The 15,200-nt window shown below is 69.0% G+C and carries 12 protein-coding genes and 2 pseudogenes; 10 read left to right on the top strand and 4 right to left on the bottom strand.

Features of this window, described 5'->3' with window-relative positions; all coding sequences use genetic code 11:
* The first annotated feature begins 170 nt into the window (after positions 1-170).
* Together ACIA8N_RS19255 and metG are read left to right on the top strand one after the other, a co-directional pair.
* Positions 171-1,802 (top strand): VWA domain-containing protein, encoded by a 1,632-nt coding sequence (locus tag ACIA8N_RS19255; protein WP_365784314.1) that lies wholly within the window; start codon positions 171-173, stop codon positions 1,800-1,802.
* Positions 1,803-1,942: 140 nt separating this feature from the next.
* Positions 1,943-3,547: a methionine--tRNA ligase gene (gene metG / locus ACIA8N_RS19250; protein ID WP_365784316.1), complete on the top strand. Its 1,605-nt coding sequence runs from the start codon at positions 1,943-1,945 to the stop codon at positions 3,545-3,547.
* 60 nt (positions 3,548-3,607) lie between these two features.
* Here the strand turns inward: metG and ACIA8N_RS19245 are convergent, their stop codons facing one another.
* The 4 genes and pseudogenes from ACIA8N_RS19245 to ACIA8N_RS19230 form a co-directional block, all read right to left on the bottom strand.
* Positions 3,608-3,958, bottom strand: coding sequence for a DoxX family protein (locus tag ACIA8N_RS19245; protein WP_365784361.1), 351 nt, complete (start codon positions 3,956-3,958; stop codon positions 3,608-3,610).
* A 98-nt stretch (positions 3,959-4,056) separates the two neighbouring features.
* Positions 4,057-4,497: pseudogene (locus ACIA8N_RS19240) on the bottom strand (Uma2 family endonuclease); the annotation flags it as partial.
* Positions 4,498-4,561: 64 nt separating this feature from the next.
* Positions 4,562-4,828 (bottom strand): DUF397 domain-containing protein, encoded by a 267-nt coding sequence (locus ACIA8N_RS19235; RefSeq protein WP_365784318.1) that lies wholly within the window; start codon positions 4,826-4,828, stop codon positions 4,562-4,564.
* Positions 4,825-5,700, bottom strand: a complete 876-nt coding sequence (locus ACIA8N_RS19230) for a helix-turn-helix transcriptional regulator (RefSeq protein WP_365784320.1) — start codon at positions 5,698-5,700, stop codon at positions 4,825-4,827. The genes ACIA8N_RS19235 and ACIA8N_RS19230 overlap by 4 nt, the downstream gene beginning before the upstream one ends.
* A gap of 155 nt (positions 5,701-5,855) precedes the next feature.
* Between ACIA8N_RS19230 and ACIA8N_RS19225 the strand changes: the two genes are divergently transcribed.
* From ACIA8N_RS19225 to ACIA8N_RS19190, 8 genes and pseudogenes are all read left to right on the top strand, one after another.
* Positions 5,856-6,287: an ATP-binding protein gene (locus ACIA8N_RS19225; protein ID WP_365784322.1), complete on the top strand. Its 432-nt coding sequence runs from the start codon at positions 5,856-5,858 to the stop codon at positions 6,285-6,287.
* Positions 6,288-6,584: 297 nt separating this feature from the next.
* Positions 6,585-7,444, top strand: a pseudogene (locus ACIA8N_RS19220) (helix-turn-helix domain-containing protein).
* A 23-nt stretch (positions 7,445-7,467) separates the two neighbouring features.
* Positions 7,468-8,352 carry a hypothetical protein gene (locus tag ACIA8N_RS19215; protein ID WP_365784324.1) on the top strand — a complete coding sequence of 295 codons (885 nt, stop codon included), beginning with the start codon at positions 7,468-7,470 and terminating at the stop codon, positions 8,350-8,352.
* Between the two features lie 186 nt (positions 8,353-8,538).
* Complete coding sequence (locus tag ACIA8N_RS19210) at positions 8,539-9,066, top strand: SseB family protein (RefSeq protein WP_399416716.1); 528 nt, start codon at positions 8,539-8,541, stop codon at positions 9,064-9,066.
* Entirely contained in the window at positions 9,063-9,710 is a 648-nt protein-coding gene (locus tag ACIA8N_RS19205) for a hypothetical protein (RefSeq protein ID WP_365784328.1), read from the top strand. Before ACIA8N_RS19210 ends, ACIA8N_RS19205 begins: the two co-directional genes overlap by 4 nt.
* Positions 9,710-14,317 carry a putative T7SS-secreted protein gene (locus ACIA8N_RS19200; RefSeq protein WP_365784330.1) on the top strand — a complete coding sequence of 1,536 codons (4,608 nt, stop codon included), beginning with the start codon at positions 9,710-9,712 and terminating at the stop codon, positions 14,315-14,317. The genes ACIA8N_RS19205 and ACIA8N_RS19200 overlap by 1 nt, the downstream gene beginning before the upstream one ends.
* Positions 14,298-14,801 (top strand): Imm50 family immunity protein, encoded by a 504-nt coding sequence (locus ACIA8N_RS19195; protein ID WP_365784332.1) that lies wholly within the window; start codon positions 14,298-14,300, stop codon positions 14,799-14,801. The genes ACIA8N_RS19200 and ACIA8N_RS19195 overlap by 20 nt, the downstream gene beginning before the upstream one ends.
* Positions 14,788-15,189 (top strand): Imm50 family immunity protein, encoded by a 402-nt coding sequence (locus ACIA8N_RS19190; protein WP_365784334.1) that lies wholly within the window; start codon positions 14,788-14,790, stop codon positions 15,187-15,189. The genes ACIA8N_RS19195 and ACIA8N_RS19190 overlap by 14 nt, the downstream gene beginning before the upstream one ends.
* Positions 15,190-15,200 lie beyond the last annotated feature (11 nt).

Here is a 15,200-nt window from a genome sequence, read left to right as displayed (position 1 = left end):
CGAATGAATGCACGGCAACCGGGGGCGACCGGGTCACGGAGGAGGGAGGGGGTGGCCGCTAACCTTACGTGTCCGCCCTGGCCAGGGATGAACGTCCCGAAACGCCCAGTTCGGACATTCCCACTGCACCCCCACTCATGCGAAAGGGTTCGCCCATGGGTATTCGGAGCATGCTGCGCAAGGTATTCGGTCGGGACCGCGAGGACACCCCGGCAACCTCCGTCCCGCCCCAGACGCGTGAGACCTCGTCCACGTCCACGTCCTCGGACACCCCCGAGGACGCGGCCCGCCGGGCGGCGGACGACCTGGTGGCGGCCTCGTTCGACAACCCCCAGATCCCGAAGGCCCGCGCCAGGGCCAGGGCGGGGGCGCCGGTGACGGCGACGGCGACGGCGACTGAGGCGGCGGCGGCGACGGCGACTGAGGCGGCGGCGGACACGGCTGAGGCGACTGTGGCTGAGGCTGAGGCTGAGGAGCCGAAGGCGACGCCGTCGGCCGTCGAGGCGGAGGCGGAGACGCCGGAGCCGGTGAAGGCGGAGGAGCCGGTTTCGGCCACGGAGGCGGAGGCGGAGGCGGAGACGCCCGAGCCGGTGACGGCCGAGGAGCCGGTTTCGGCCACGGCGCCGGAGGCCGAGGCGGAGGTTGCCGCTGCGGCGGCCGAGCCTGAGGCCGCGGCCGAGCCTGAGCCTGCGGCCGAGGAGACGGCGGCCGAGGAGACGGCGGAGCCGATCGCACCGGTCGCCGAGGAGGAGCCGGTCACCGAGACGGTGGAGGCGGCGGAGCCGGAGGTGACGGCCGAGGCGGAGGACGCCCCCGCGACGGCTTCCGCCGACGAGCCTCAGGCCCCGGAGGAAGCGGAGGCGGACGCCGACGCGAACGCCGACGCGGACGCACAGGAAGTCGCTGCGGAGCAGGAGCAGCAGCAGGAAGTGGTGGCGGAGCCGGAGACGGACGACGTCGAGGAGCCGCAGGCCGAGGCCGTTCTCCCGGCGGAGCCGGAGGTGACGGCCGACGCGGACGCTCCCGCCGAGGAGCGGGAGCCCGTGGCGGTCGCCGCCGCCGAGGCCGAAGCCGCCCCGGCGACCGCGACCGCGGACGCGGACGCGGACGCGCCCCAGTCGGCCGATCCCCGGTCGGCCGGTCCCGCCCTCGCCCTCCCCGCCGTGAAGGCCGCCGCCCCGCACCTCGCGGACGCGTACAAGGCCGCCGGGGCCCAGCTCAGGAAGCAGGGGCTCGAAGGGGCGCGGGCAGCCGTGTACCTCGTGGTGGACCGGTCGGGTTCGATGCGCATGTACTTCAAGGACGGCTCGGTGCAGCGTCTCGCCGAGCAGGTCACCGCGCTCGCGGCGCACCTGGACGAGGCCGCCACCGTCACGACCGTGTTCTTCTCGACGGACATCGACGGCACCGTGGACCTGACGCCGGCCGACCTCACGCCCACCCGGGTGGAGGAGATCAACGGCACCCTCGGCCGCCTGGGCCGCACGAACTACCACCGCGCCGTGGAGGAGGTCCTCGCCCACCACGAGAAGGCGGACCCGACTCGACCCGCCCTGGTGGTCTTCCAGACGGACGGCGCCCCGGAGTCGAAGACGGCGGCCACGCAGGCGCTGATGGAGGCGGCGGACCGCCCGCTGCACTGGCGGTTCGTGGTCTGGGGCGAGGAGGACAACAAGGCCTTCGACTTCGTCCGCAAGCTCGACGGCGCGCCCCGTACCGCCGCGTACTTCGCGGGCGTGACCCCGGTGGAGACGGCGCACGCCGCCTTCTACCGCGGTCTCCTGGCGGGCCTGGAGTTCTAGGAAAGACGGCCTGGGGGCGGTGGTGACCGAGAGGGTCGCCACCGCCCCCCGGCGTACCCCGGCGGCCCGCGGCGGTCCCCCGGCGGCCCCCAGGTATATGGATGTGAGTGGATCTTCGTCCGACGGTTAGGATTTCGACCATGGCGGCCACTGGATCCGAGAAGCAGGGGGCGAAGGCGTTCTACGTCACGACCCCCATTTACTACGTCAACGACGCTCCTCACCTGGGCCACGCCTACACGACCGTCGCAGGCGACGTGCTCACGCGCTGGCACCGTCAGCGCGGCGAGAAGGTGTGGTACCTCACCGGCACGGACGAGCACGGTCAGAAGATCATGCGCACGGCCGAGGCGAACGACGTCACGCCCCAGGCCTGGTGCGACAAGCTCGTGGAGGAGGCGTGGAAGCCCCTCTGGGAGCACCTGAACATCGCGAACGACGACTTCATCCGCACCACGCAGAAGCGTCACACCGACCGCGTGCAGGAGTTCGTGCAGGACCTGTACGACAAGGGCGAGATCTACAAGGGCGGGTACGAAGGCCCGTACTGCGTGGGCTGTGAGGAGTTCAAGCTCCCCGGCGACCTCATCGAGGCGGAGGACGGCACGAAGCTGTGCGCCGTCCACAAGAAGCCGGTGGAGATCCTCAAGGAGGAGAACTACTTCTTCAAGCTGAGCGAGTACGGCCCGAAGCTGCTCGAGTTCTACGAGTCGAACCCGGGCTTCGTCCAGCCGGAGTCGGCCCGCAACGAGGTCCTGAACTTCGTCAAGCAGGGCCTGGAGGACCTCTCCATCTCGCGCTCGACGTTCGACTGGGGCATCCCGGTCCCGTGGGACGACAAGCACGTCGTGTACGTGTGGGTGGACGCGCTCCTGAACTACGCGACGGCCGTCGGCTACGGCGCCGACCAGGCGAAGTTCGACGAGACGTTCCCGGCGAACGTGCACCTCATCGGCAAGGACATCCTCCGCTTCCACGCGATCATCTGGCCCGCGATGCTGATGGCGCAGGGCCTGCCGGTCCCGGGCCGCGTGGCCGCGAACGGCTGGCTCATGGTCGGCGGCGAGAAGATGTCGAAGTCGAACCTGACGGGCATCAAGCCGCAGGACCTGACCTCGCACTTCGGCGTGGACGCGTACCGCTGGTACTTCCTGCGGGCGATCGCGTTCGGCCAGGACGGCTCCTTCTCGTGGGAGGACTTCTCCGCCCGCTACACGAGCGAGCTGGCGAACGACTACGGCAACCTGGCGTCACGCGTCGCGGCGATGGTCGGCAAGTACTTCGGCGGGAAGCTGCCGGCCTCGGCGGCCGACGGCGCGGCGGAGACGGCGATCCACGAGGGCCTGGCCAAGGCCGTCGCGACGGCGGACCAGAAGATCGGCGAGGACCTGGACTTCCAGGCCGGCATCCTGGCGATCTTCGACTTCGTGAAGCAGGTCAACGGCTACATCACGGAGCAGGAGCCGTGGAAGGTGGCCAAGGACGAGTCGCCGGAGGGCCAGGCCCGCCTGGCGACGATCCTCTACACGGCCGCCGAGTCGCTCCGCGCGGTCGCGGTCCTGCTGAACCCGATCATGCCGGAGACCTCGCAGGCCCTGTGGGAGTCCCTGGGCGCCGAGGAGTCCCTGGGCACCCTGGCGACCCAGCCGGTCCAGACCTCGGCCACGTGGGGCCAGCTCCCGGCGGGCGCGACGGTGACGAAGGGCGCGGTGCTGTTCCCCCGCCTGGAGGAGAAGAAGGACTGACGCCTTCCCGTACGACGAAGGCCGCCACCCCTGTTCACGGGGGTGGCGGCCTTTTCCGTGTCAGGCGAGGGCGAGGGCGGCGACGGCGGGGGCCATGTAGACGAGCGGGAAGGGCACGTGGGCGTACGAACGGGCCCGCAGGATGGTGATCACGGCACCGGCGAAGTACAGGACGAGCCCGACGGCGGCGAGCGTCCCGATCAGGGGCACGAAGAACCCGACGATCAGCCCGAGGGCCCCGGCGGCCTTGGCGGCCCCGAGCCAGTTCCACCAGGCCCGGGGCACGCCGTACGCGGCGAGCGGCTCGACGACGAAGGCGGCCTTGAAGAAGATCGCCGCAGCGGAGAACCCGGCCATGAAGGCGGCGACGGCGGTGACGACGACTGCGGTGGTGGACATCTCGGCGAACATCACGACGGCTCCTTCAGCCTCTCCCGTGTCCGCCCCGACCGAGCCGGACACAGCACTGACGGAGCCCGGAAGGGATGTGTGACAGCCCGCGCGGAAATTCAGTGGACCCAGTTCTTCAGGGGCTCGGTGTCGAGCTCCATCCCCACGGGCTCCGGCAGCGTGACGCTCTTCCCGAGGGGCGCGGTCACGACCATCTCGTACCGCTCCCCGTCAGGTTGGGAGTGGACCTTGACCTCGCCGGCGGTCCTGTCGATCAGGAGGTGGACGGGAATCCCGGTCTCGGCGTAGGCGCGCGGCTTCTCGACCCGATCCCGCCGCCCGGTGTCGGAGTCACCGGATGTGACCTCGACGGTCATCAGAACACCGTCGGGGTCGGCCCACTCTCCCTGCCCCACGAAGGCGTCGAGTGGCACGAGCCAACCATCAGGGCGGGCATTGCCCTTGCGGTACTTCTCGACCCGGAGCCCTTGGCCGGGATAGAGCCACTAGCCGCCATCGACCTGAATGCACAGGCGCGTGAGCCACTCGATGATCCGCCCAAGAGCCCGGGATCAGGAGATCCGGGCTCTTCACACGTGTGGGTTACGGAGGCGGGTGGCGGGGTCAGCCAGTCGTCGCGTACGAGACGAAACCCGCCCAGGCGCCGGGCATGAAGGCGAGCTGCGGACCGTCGACGCACTTGGAGTCACGGACGTGGACCGTGCCGGGGGCGGCGGCGACCTCGACGCAGGAGTCGCCCTCGCTGCTGCTGCTGTAGCTGCTCTTGCGCCAGGCGACCTCGATGCAGGACTCACCGTCGGTGCCACCGCTGTAGCTGCTCTTGAACCACGCCAGTTCGGAGGCATCCCCGGCGGAGGCCTTGTGGATCATGTTTCTCCCAGCAGTTGCTCGATGAAGGCCAGCGACTCCCTCGGCGAGAAAGCCTGCGCCCGGATGGTGCCATAACGCAGCTCAAGGATGCGGAGCTGCTTGGGATCGGTGATCGGCCGCCCGTTGAACGCACCGTCGGAGCGCCCCACCGCCGTACCGTCCGGGAACTTCAGCAGCTCGATCCTGCCGTCCAGACCTGGATGAGCCTCGGTGTTCGTCGGCATGGTCTGCAGAGTGACGTTGCGCAACCGCCCCACCTCCAGCAGATGTTCGAGCTGCCGTCGCCACACCATTGTGCCCCCAACCTGTCGGCGTAGCGGTGCCTCTTCCAGCACGAAGTGGATCGACGGAGCCGGGTCCCGTTCGAAGACCGACTGCCGGGCCAGACGAGCGGCCACCATACGTTCCACATCGTCCGGCGAGTACGGCGGCTGCGCCGCCTCGATCACGGCCCTGGCATGCTCCGGCGTCTGCAACAGACCGGCGACGATGTTGCACTCGTACACACCGATCTCGACCGCCTTCCCTTCCATCTTCGCCAAGGCCCGCACCTTCTTCGGGTAACGAACCTTCGCCACGTCCTCCTTCATGGCCGAGAGCAACCCGCCCGCCCCCAGCACCTCGTCCGCCTTGTCCAGGAACTCGGGTCGCGGGATCCGCGCACCGCTCTCGATCTTGTAGATGAGGTCCTCGCCGTAGCCGGTGGCCGCCCCCAGCTCGGCGGCCCGCATGCCCACCGCTTCCCTCCGCAGCCTCAACTGCCGTCCCACGGTGGCGACTACGGCCACTCCCCAGTCATCATCTGGGTCGACCTCCCACCCCGGCTCGTCCGCCTCGGTCTTGAGCCGCTGTGCCCCACCGTCCACCGACATACCCGCACCCTTCCCTGGCCCCTTCGTGGCGCGATGCCCCTACCCCTGAGGAAGGTCCGGACAGCCCGGACAGCAGTGGACAAGCACCGGACAGTGACTCTACGCATCGACTCCGTCACTGTTCACGGTAGCTCGGGGCGGCCACGCTCGGTGACGTGAATCAGCAGAAGATCGCCCAACTCCATGGCCCCACGAACCACTTCAGCGTCCTCCTGTCCCCCACGCCACGTGGGGCCCGGCTCGCCCGGCTGCTCGCCGCCGAATGGATGCGGGATCGCGAGGTCCCGTACGGCGTGACGGAGGCGGCCACCCAAGTCGTCGCCGAGCTGGCGACGAACGCCGCCACGCACGGCCGGGTCGCCGGCCGGAGTTTCCGGCTCGCGCTGCTCAGCCATGAGGGCGTCCTGCGTATCGAGGTGACGGACACCCGGGCAGACAACCTCCCGCGCGCCCAACCGGCATGCCCCGAGGGCGACTCCGGCCGAGGACTGCTCCTGGTGGAGGCCCTGGCCGATCGATGGGGCGTCGGGCTCGGCCCCGTACCCAGGAAGACCGTATGGGCCGAACTCGACCTCCCGCACCCCTGACCTGCGGAAACGACTCCAGCACCGGATGCCGGAAACGTGGGCTTCGGTGAGGCGGACGGTCTTTCCAAGGACAACAACAAGAGAGAAAGAAACCAACCAAGCCCCACCTCTCCTCCCGCTGAGGCAGCACTCACTCACTCGGGTGAAAAAGGCCAACACAGCTGGCTTTGCAGTGGGTTGGTTGATCTACGCTCTGCCCCAGCTGGCATATGACCGCCAGGCCGACACACGTCGGCCCCCGCCGGGACGGCAATCCCAAGGCGAGGGCCTGACCATCGAGGAAGCAACACCTTCCCAATGGATACCCAGCACACTAACGCGCACCCGTCCGCCCAGTCCCGTAACGGCGGGAAAAACCACCCCTCCCGGCGAACCGGGACGCCTGCCGCCCCCTGCGGCGGGGGTGTCACCCACGACAACGCCCGCCACACCACCCGCTTCACGGTGATCGGCAACCACCTCGCCCAGCACGCGCAGCTGTCGCTGCTGGCCATCGGACTGGCCGTGCACATCCAGTCGCTGCCCAGCGGCGCGTCCGTCGGGATCAGGAGCCTCGCGGCCCGCTTCCCGGAGGGGACGACGCGGATCGCCGCCGCCTTGCGCGAGCTGGAGACACACGGCTACCTGCGCCGTACCCGGGAGCGCACGCAGGACGGGCGGATGGTCACCCGTACCGTCTCCTGCAACCAGCCGGGCCGGACCGGCGCGACGGAGGAGCCGAAGCCGTCGCGCCCGGCCCGCCGGGAGGCCAAGCCGCCGCCGCGCCGCGCGCTGCCGACCGTGCCGCAGCCGGCGTACCCGGCCCCGACCTCCTCCAGACCGCCCTGGGGGTCCTCTCAGGCCTCCGCCGCACCGATCCGCGGCTGCTGATCTCGGCCACGGACGCCGAACACCTGGTGCCGGGCGTAGCCGCCTGGCTGGAACGGGACCTGACCCCCGAGGCCGTCCACAGCGCCCTGACCAACGACCTGCCACCGGAACCCCTCCACCGCCCGGCCGCCCTCCTGGCCCACCGCCTGACCGCCCAGCTGCCACCCCTGCCCCCGTTCCGCAGTCCCGAGAAACCGGCCGTCAGGTACCCCCTCCAGAACTGCGACACCTGCGACCGCGCCTACCGCGCCCCAGAACCGGGAACATGCGGCAACTGCCGCAGGTGACCGGTCCCACGCAAGGAAACCCCATGGTCAACCCACCGCACGAAGCGATGCACCACATCTTCCGGCACGACTTTCACCTGTTCAGCCGCCTGAAGGACGTGCTGGACCTCCCCCTCCCGGCCACCGTCGACGCGGTCGTCCTGCCCAACGACCTCACCGAGACGCGACCCGTCGAACGCCGTGTGGACACCCTCCTACGGCTCGACAGCGCCCGGGACGGCTCGCTCCTCCTCGCCATCGAGGCCCAGGGCAAAAAAGACCCGTCCAAGCCGGCGAGCTGGGCGTACTACGTCTCGTACCTGTGGACGAAGTACGGACTGCCGACCACGCTGCTGGTCGTCTGCCAGGACCGAGCCACAGCGGAATGGGCAGCACGGCCCGTGGCCAGCGGACCGGGCTACATGCCCACCCTCAGCATCCAGCCGATGGTCGTGGGCCCGCACAACATGCCCGTCATCACCGACCCGTCCCAGGCCGCCGAGGACCTGGCGCTGACAGCCCTGTCGGCGATCACACACGCGGGCGATCCGGACATCGGTGCCATACTGAAGGCACTGTCCACCGCGCTGAAGGACGTTCCCGAGAACGTCGCCGACCCGATCATCGAATTCACCGCACAGGGGCTGAGCAAGCGACCGGCCCAAGATCTCTGGAGGACTCTGGTGGCCGTGGATCTCTCCTTCTACAAGTCCTACCTCGCCGAAGAAATCCGGGACGAAGGCCGAGCCGAGGGCGCGGCTCGGGCCAGCGCCACCGCCATACTGCTGGTCCTGGAGCAGCGCGGCCTCGACGTGTCCGACCACGTCCGCACCCGCGTCACCGGCTGCGACGACCCGGAGACGCTGCGCGGCTGGCTGGCCCGCGCCGTCACGGCGGCCTCGGCCGAGGAGATCTTCGTGGAGGAGTAGACCCGGCGGGGAGTACGAGAGGGGCCCGGGGACGACATCCGTCCCCGGGCCCTCGCGCGTCGGCGAACCCGCTCTGCGCAGGCGGTTCACCAGCGTGTTCCAGGGCATCTCCGACCACCGGCCCGACGTGACGAATCGGACCTTTGTTCGTTGCTCACGTGAATGGTCGCGTGGCAGCATGCCTGGGTGACTGAGGACGGGGACGGGAACGGGGACGAGATAGCGGAGCCGCAACGGGTGTCGAGACTTGCGGACTTGGCGGGCGGGTCGGCCCCCGTGGCCGTACCGGGGGCGGTGGATGGTCCGGAGAACCCGACCGCGCGGGCGGTGCCGGATTCTGCCGGTGACGGCGAAGTCGCGGTGGCGCGGCGGGGGTTTGCGCGTTTGCTGGGGGAGTTTCGGCGTACCGCCGTGCTGGTGCCGTTCGATGCCCAGGAGAGCCTGTGGACCGCCGACTTCGGCGGCGTGCGGTGGATCTGTGCCTTCTCGGACGAGGAGGCGCTCGCGCGGTTCGCGGTCGCGCGGGGAGAAGCGGGGCGGGAGTGGACCTACCGCACGGTCCTGGGCGCGCGGCTGCTCGATGTGATGGTGCCGATGCTGCCCGGCCCCGGCGGAGTCGCGCTCGATGCGGGAAGTGAGGACGGGGCGCTGTTTCCGCCGGTGGCGGGGATCGTCCCGGATGGGGTGGCTGTGGATCTCGGGGGGACACGATGAGCGGGAACGAGCCTGATCTCGCGGCGCCGGCGGCGGCGCTCGCGGAGATAGCGAAGGGCATCGACCTGGCGCATGCCGAGCTGAAGGAGCTGGGCATGATCGGGAAGGCGTCGGCCGGACGTGGCTTCTCCGATCTGGGGCTGTCCGGAATGGAGTTGGGGCACGGCGGGCTGACGTCGGAGTTCGAGACGTTCTGCGGCCGGTGGGAGTGGGGTGTCCGTGCGCTGACCTTGCAGGGGAACGGGTTCGCGCAGGCGGTCGGCCTGTCGGCGGGTTCGTTCGCCGAGCAGGAGCAGTACATCAAGGACTCGATCAAGATCGGTGCGAACTCGCTGAACGGCAACCCGCATCTGACCGAGGACGAGGTCAAGCAGATGCGCTGGGACACCATCCGCGACCAGCACATGTGGTCCGACCCGGACTGGAGTCCCGAGTCGGCCATCAAGGCCCAGCACGAGGTCGAGCAGACCTGGCGGAACACCGGCTACGACGTCATGGACTCGGGGCTCGACTCGATGGAGCGTTCCGGCGTGATCGAGCCGGGGGCGCGCGACCGCATGGACGAGCGGCTCAGGGAGGACCTCGACCCTGATCGGGCGACCGTCGAACAGGCCGAGCAGCCACGCTGGGGGGAGAGCCGCTGATGGTGGACATCGGTGGTCTGTTCGACAAGGGCATCGACAAGTTCGGTGTCGTCGTCGACAAGGGCAAGGAGTTCGTCGGCGAAGTCGTCGACGAGACGACCGACAAGGTCGGCCAGGGCCTGGAGAAGGTCGGCGCGCACGACTGGGCGGACGCGGTCGAGGACTGGGGCGACGGGGCCGCCTCCTCGCTCGGCGCGGAGGTCGGGGAGCAGCAGCTCGGGCAGACCGAGGAGGCGAACGAGCTCGTCCACGGCAAGCCGGAGAAGATCGCCGAGGCGGTGAAGAACCTCCGGGACTTCCACCGGGCGTTCGACCTGGTCGGCAGCGGGATGAAGAAGCTGGACGCCGGTCACTGGAAGGGCGAGGCGGCCGACGCGTTCCGCGAGAAGTTCGCGACCCTGCCGACGGACTGGCTGCACGCGGCGGACGCCATGGAGAGCGCGGCCAAGGCGCTGGAGACGTACTCCAGGGCGGTCGTGAGCGCGCAGGGCAAGGCGCGTGAGGCGATAGCGCTCTACAAGGAGGGCGACCAGGACTCCAAGGCCGCAGTCGACTCGTACAACAAGAAGGTCGACGCCTACAACGCGGCGCGCACCGGGGACAGTCCGCTCCCGGACCCGGGGACGTTCACCGACCCCGGCAAGGCCAAGCGGCAGCGGGCCCGGGAGATCCTGAACGACGCGCGCGCGGCGCGCAACGAGGCCGGAGAGGCGGCCAGGAGCGCGGTCCGGGCCGCGCTCGCGCACGCGCCGAAGGAGCCGACGGGCCGCGAGCGGGCCAAGGCGGAGCTGATGGACTTCAGCCTGAGCCAGGGCATCGAGCTGGCCCACTTCGGCGGCGGAGTCATCAAGGGCGGGGCCGGGCTGCTCAACTTCGTCCGGTCGGTGAACCCGACGGACCCGTACAACCTGACCCATCCCATGGACTACTACAAGGGCGTCAACATGACGCTCGCCGGCCTGGTGTCCACGGTGGCGAACCCGGACCGGGCCCTGAAGAACGCCTGGGAGGCGGCGAAGGGCGACCCGTCGGAGTTCCTCGGCCGGCTGGTCCCCGAACTGCTCGGGACGAAGGGCGCGGGGGTGCTGCGGGGCGGGCTGCGCGCCGGTCTGAACGGCACGAAGCCGGGGGGCATCAAGCCCGAGGGGACGAAGCCCAGTCGCCAGGACCAGGAGAAGGACCCGCCCACCACCTGCAAGCAGGGCAAAGAGACCCGGTGCGAGCGAGATCCCATCGACATCGCCACCGGTCGGATGCTGCTGCCGCAGACCGACATCAGCCTGCCCGGCTCACTCCCCCTCGTCTTCCGGCGCGGCTTCGACTCCTCGCGCCGGTCGGGGCGCTGGTTCGGCCCGACGTGGTCCAGCACGGTGGACCAGCGGCTGGAGATCGACTCGGAAGGCGTCGTCTTCAGCTGCGACGAGGGCAGCCTCCTCGCGTACCCCCATCCCGCTCCCGGGGTCCCGGTCATGCCCACGCACGGCCGGCAGTGGCCGCTGGACCGGGTCGAGGGCGGCTACACCATCACGGACCCCCTCACCCGCACGGTCCGGCACTTCGTCGACCACGGCGACGGGCTCGCGCTCCTCGCCCAGATCGACGACCGCAACGGGCGCTGGATCACCTTCGAGTACGACGAGTCGGGCGCCCCGACGGCGATCGCCCACCACGGCGGCTACGTACTGAAGCTCACGACCGCCGAGGGCCGGGTCACCGCCCTCCACCTCGCGGGTGCGGCACCGGACGGCTCCGATCAGGAGATCCTGCGCTACGGCTACACCGAAGGGCATCTGACCGAGGTCACCAACTCCTCCGGCCGCCCGCTGCGCTTCGGCTGCGACGAGCACGGCCGCATCACCTCATGGACCGACACCAACGGCAGTCGCTTCGACTACGTCTACGACGACCAGGACCGCTGCACCTACCAGTCGGGCACGAACGGCCACCTCGAAACCACCTTCACGTGGGACGACATCGACCCCGAGACCGGGCTGCGGGTCACCACCCTCACGGACGGTCTGGGGAACACCGAGCGTCACGTGATCAACGACCGTGCGCAGGTCGTCGCCGAGATCGACGCGTTGGGCGCGGTCACCCGCTTCGCGTACGACCGCCATCACCGGCTGCTGTCCCGGACGGATCCGCTGGGCCAGGTAAGCCGCTCCACCTACGACGAGCAGGGCCACCTGACCTTGGTGGAACGCCCGGACGGACGGCAGGCGCGCGCCGAGTACGACGAGGCCGGCTTCCCGATCCGGATCGTCGGCACCGACGGCAACATCACCCACCAGACCTTCGACGCACGCGGCAACCGCACGTCGGTGACGGGCCCCACGGGCGCCCGGACGCGGTTCGCGTACGACGCGGCCGGCCGCCTCACGTCGGTGACGGACCCGCTGGGCGCCGTCACCCGGCTGGCCATGGACGACCGTGGCCTTCCCGTCGAGATCACGGATCCGCTGGGCGCAACGACCCGGTACGAGCACGACGCCTTCGGCCGTACGGTCCGGATCACCGACCCCCTCGGCGCCGTGACCCGGATGGAGTGGACGGTCGAGGGCCGCCCGTCCCGGCGGACCGCGCCCGACGGCACGGTGGAGTCCTGGACGTACGACGGCGAGGGGAACTGCCTCAGCCATACGGACGCGATGGGCGCCACGACCCGCTTCACGTACACCGACTTCGACCTGCTGACGTCCCGCACGGGCCCGGACGGGGTCAGGTACGAGTTCTCCCACGACACGAACCTGCGGCTGACGCAGGTGACCGACCCCCACGGCCTGACCTGGGACTACGTCTACGACCCGGCGGGCCGCATGGTCACGGAGACGGACTTCGACGGCCGGACGCTGAGCTACGCGCACGACCCGGCCGGGCGTCTGATCTCCCGTACGAACGGTCTCGGGCAGGCGGTCCGGTTCGAGCGCAACGCCCTCGGCCGGATCGTCAGCAAGAACGTGGAAGGCGCGGTCAGCACCTATGAGTACGACGTCTTCGACAAGCTGGCGGCGGCGACGAACCCGGACGCACGGCTGGAGCGTCTCCGGGACCGCTACGGCCGTCTGACGTGCGAGACGGTCAACGGCCGGACGCTGTCATACGCGTACGACCGGGTGGGCCGGCAGGTGGGGAGGACGACCCCGGGCGGCTCGATCAGTTCGTGGTCGTACGACGCGGTGGGCCGCAGGGTGAGTCTCACCACGTCCGGGCGTGAACTCGCCTTCTCCTTCGACGCGCTAGGGCGCGAGGTGGAGCGCACGGTCTCCGACTTCGTGTCGCTGACGTCGTCGTACGACACGATGAGCCGGCTGACTGACCAGGAGGTCGCGTCCTCCCGAGGTGCCAGCCTCCAGCACCGCTCCTACGACTACCGCCCCGACGGCGCCTTGGTATCCGTCACGGACGGGTTCTCGGGGACACGCCGCTTCGAACTCGACGGGGTGGGGAGGGTCACGGCGGTCCGGGCTGACCGCTGGACCGAGCGGTACGCGTACGACGAGGCCGGCAACCAGACGGAGGCTGACTGGCCGTCCGCACACCCGGCCCACTCGGCGACGGGTCCGCGCGCCTACGAGGGCACGCGCATCACCCGCGCGGGAGCCGTCCGCTACGAACACGACGACCAGGGCCGCATCGTCCTGCGTCAGAAGACCCGCCTCTCGCGAAAGCCGGACACGTGGCGCTACGAGTGGGACGCGGAGGACCGGCTCACCTCGGTGACGACACCGGACGGCACGGTCTGGCGTTATGCGTACGACCCCCTGGGCCGCCGCATGTCCAAGCAATCCGCGCTGGAATCGGTCCACTTCACCTGGGACGGCACGACCCTCTGCGAGCAGACCACCGAGAACGTCGTCCTGACCTGGGACCACGCGGGCCTGCGGCCCCTCGCCCAAACGGAACGCCGCACGGATACGGACTCCACCGACGAGCGCTTCTTCGCGATCGTCACCGACCTGATCGGCACCCCGACGGAACTCGTGGACGAGTCGGGCGATTTGGTCTGGCGCACTCGATCGACACTCTGGGGCACTACGACGTGGACGCGCGACGCCACGACGTACACCCCCCTCCGATTCCCGGGCCAGTACTTCGACCCCGAATCGGGCCTCCATTACAACCACTTCCGGTATTACGACCCGGAAGCAGCGCGGTACCTGAGCCAGGATCCCCTGGGTCTGATTCCGGCGCCGAATGCGTCCACATACGTACAGAATCCCTATACTTGGGCGGACCCGCTCGGCCTCAGCCCGTGTCCTCCCGAGAGCCTTGCCGAAGTCAAGGCCAGAGCCCTACGCGAAGCCGGCGTCCCCGAGGGGCGAGAGCCTTTCGAGGCGACTGACTACGCGATGGCAACCAAGCCCGACTGGCAAGGGGGCGGCGCGGTTCTGGACAAGAACGGCCGACCCATCTTCTATCGTGAGGAGTGGTACGAGACCGCTGACGGCGATCCCATTCTCTTCCAAGACCACTGGTTCGGCCACAGAGAGCCCGGCGAGGAAGGATATCAAGGTCCACATATCCACGTCCGACCTTACGAAGACACGCGGAACGGACAGATTCCAGGCTGCGAGGAGCATTACTACTATGACCCTAAATTGGGCTGAGTTGCTGGTAAATCCAGCGGACCTGCAGAGGCTGTACGCCACTCCTCCACCGCTGGCGGCCGTTACCGTCCGATCCGTTCACTTGAACCATTACGGCCCCATGCTGACCCTGCGGATCGATCTCCCCAACTTCCCTCAAAACCCTCTTCCGGAGTGGCGAGAAGCTGGCTTCGACCGCCTTCAGTGTCATCTCCAATTCCTCGCCGTCGAGCATCTTGAGATGAGGGGATGGAATCCTCCGGCCATCGCTGACTTTCAGATGGAACGATGCGGTGGGCACAGAATCCGGCTAACCGCAATATCGCCTTCCTTCACTCTTTCCTTTGAAGCCGCAGACGCCCTTACTATCGGACACATAAGCGCCTTCCAAGAAAGTGAGAACGGGGCGGACAGCGGCCCCCGGGGGTTCGTCGGGAAGCTTGACTCGCGACGCTTCAATCAGCTGCCGGACCTCAACGAGAAGACGTTCTATGAGCGCAACTGAATGGGTCGACCTGCTTGTCGATCCGCGCGGCATTCGAGACACTGTCACGACTCCGCCCGATCTCGAAGAGTGCAGCCTTTTCTACTTCCATATCGATGAACGCGGCACCAGTATCACGCTGGGGTTCGACACGCGCCTCGCACCGGGCGCTCTTCTTCGAGAAGGCGGAGACACGAAGGCCAACGCCTTCGAGTTCTTCATTACTTTCGTGGCGGTCTCTGACCTCAATATTTCAGGCTGGGGTGGCAGCATGAAGAGATCGGTAAGGATGTCACGTTCGGAACAGGATGGGGAGATCACCTTGTCCGTCGAAAGTCCGACGGAGCACATTGCGTTCCAGGCCCGGGAGGCAAGGATTTCCCGCGCCCGGGCCTATCTCGCCGCATAACTGCCTGGACA

The sequence above is a fragment of the Streptomyces sp. NPDC051822 genome, assembly GCF_044452745.1.
In the GTDB taxonomy this organism is placed as follows: domain Bacteria; phylum Actinomycetota; class Actinomycetes; order Streptomycetales; family Streptomycetaceae; genus Streptomyces.
The sequence above is the reverse complement of the archived record's forward strand: the minus strand, read 5'-3'. Positions and strand labels throughout refer to the sequence as shown.

Excerpts from the sequence above, each read along its gene's own strand:
- ACIA8N_RS19255 (WP_365784314.1), top strand. The coding sequence starts at position 171 with ATGCTGCGCAAGGTATTCGGTCGGGACCGCGAGGACACCCCGGCAACC.
- metG (WP_365784316.1), top strand. The coding sequence starts at position 1,943 with ATGGCGGCCACTGGATCCGAGAAGCAGGGGGCGAAGGCGTTCTACGTC.
- ACIA8N_RS19245 (WP_365784361.1), bottom strand. The coding sequence starts at position 3,958 with ATGTTCGCCGAGATGTCCACCACCGCAGTCGTCGTCACCGCCGTCGCC.
- ACIA8N_RS19235 (WP_365784318.1), bottom strand. The coding sequence starts at position 4,828 with ATGATCCACAAGGCCTCCGCCGGGGATGCCTCCGAACTGGCGTGGTTC.
- ACIA8N_RS19230 (WP_365784320.1), bottom strand. The coding sequence starts at position 5,700 with ATGTCGGTGGACGGTGGGGCACAGCGGCTCAAGACCGAGGCGGACGAG.
- ACIA8N_RS19215 (WP_365784324.1), top strand. The coding sequence starts at position 7,468 with ATGGTCAACCCACCGCACGAAGCGATGCACCACATCTTCCGGCACGAC.
- ACIA8N_RS19205 (WP_365784328.1), top strand. The coding sequence starts at position 9,063 with ATGAGCGGGAACGAGCCTGATCTCGCGGCGCCGGCGGCGGCGCTCGCG.
- ACIA8N_RS19200 (WP_365784330.1), top strand. The coding sequence starts at position 9,710 with ATGGTGGACATCGGTGGTCTGTTCGACAAGGGCATCGACAAGTTCGGT.
- ACIA8N_RS19195 (WP_365784332.1), top strand. The coding sequence starts at position 14,298 with ATGACCCTAAATTGGGCTGAGTTGCTGGTAAATCCAGCGGACCTGCAG.
- ACIA8N_RS19190 (WP_365784334.1), top strand. The coding sequence starts at position 14,788 with ATGAGCGCAACTGAATGGGTCGACCTGCTTGTCGATCCGCGCGGCATT.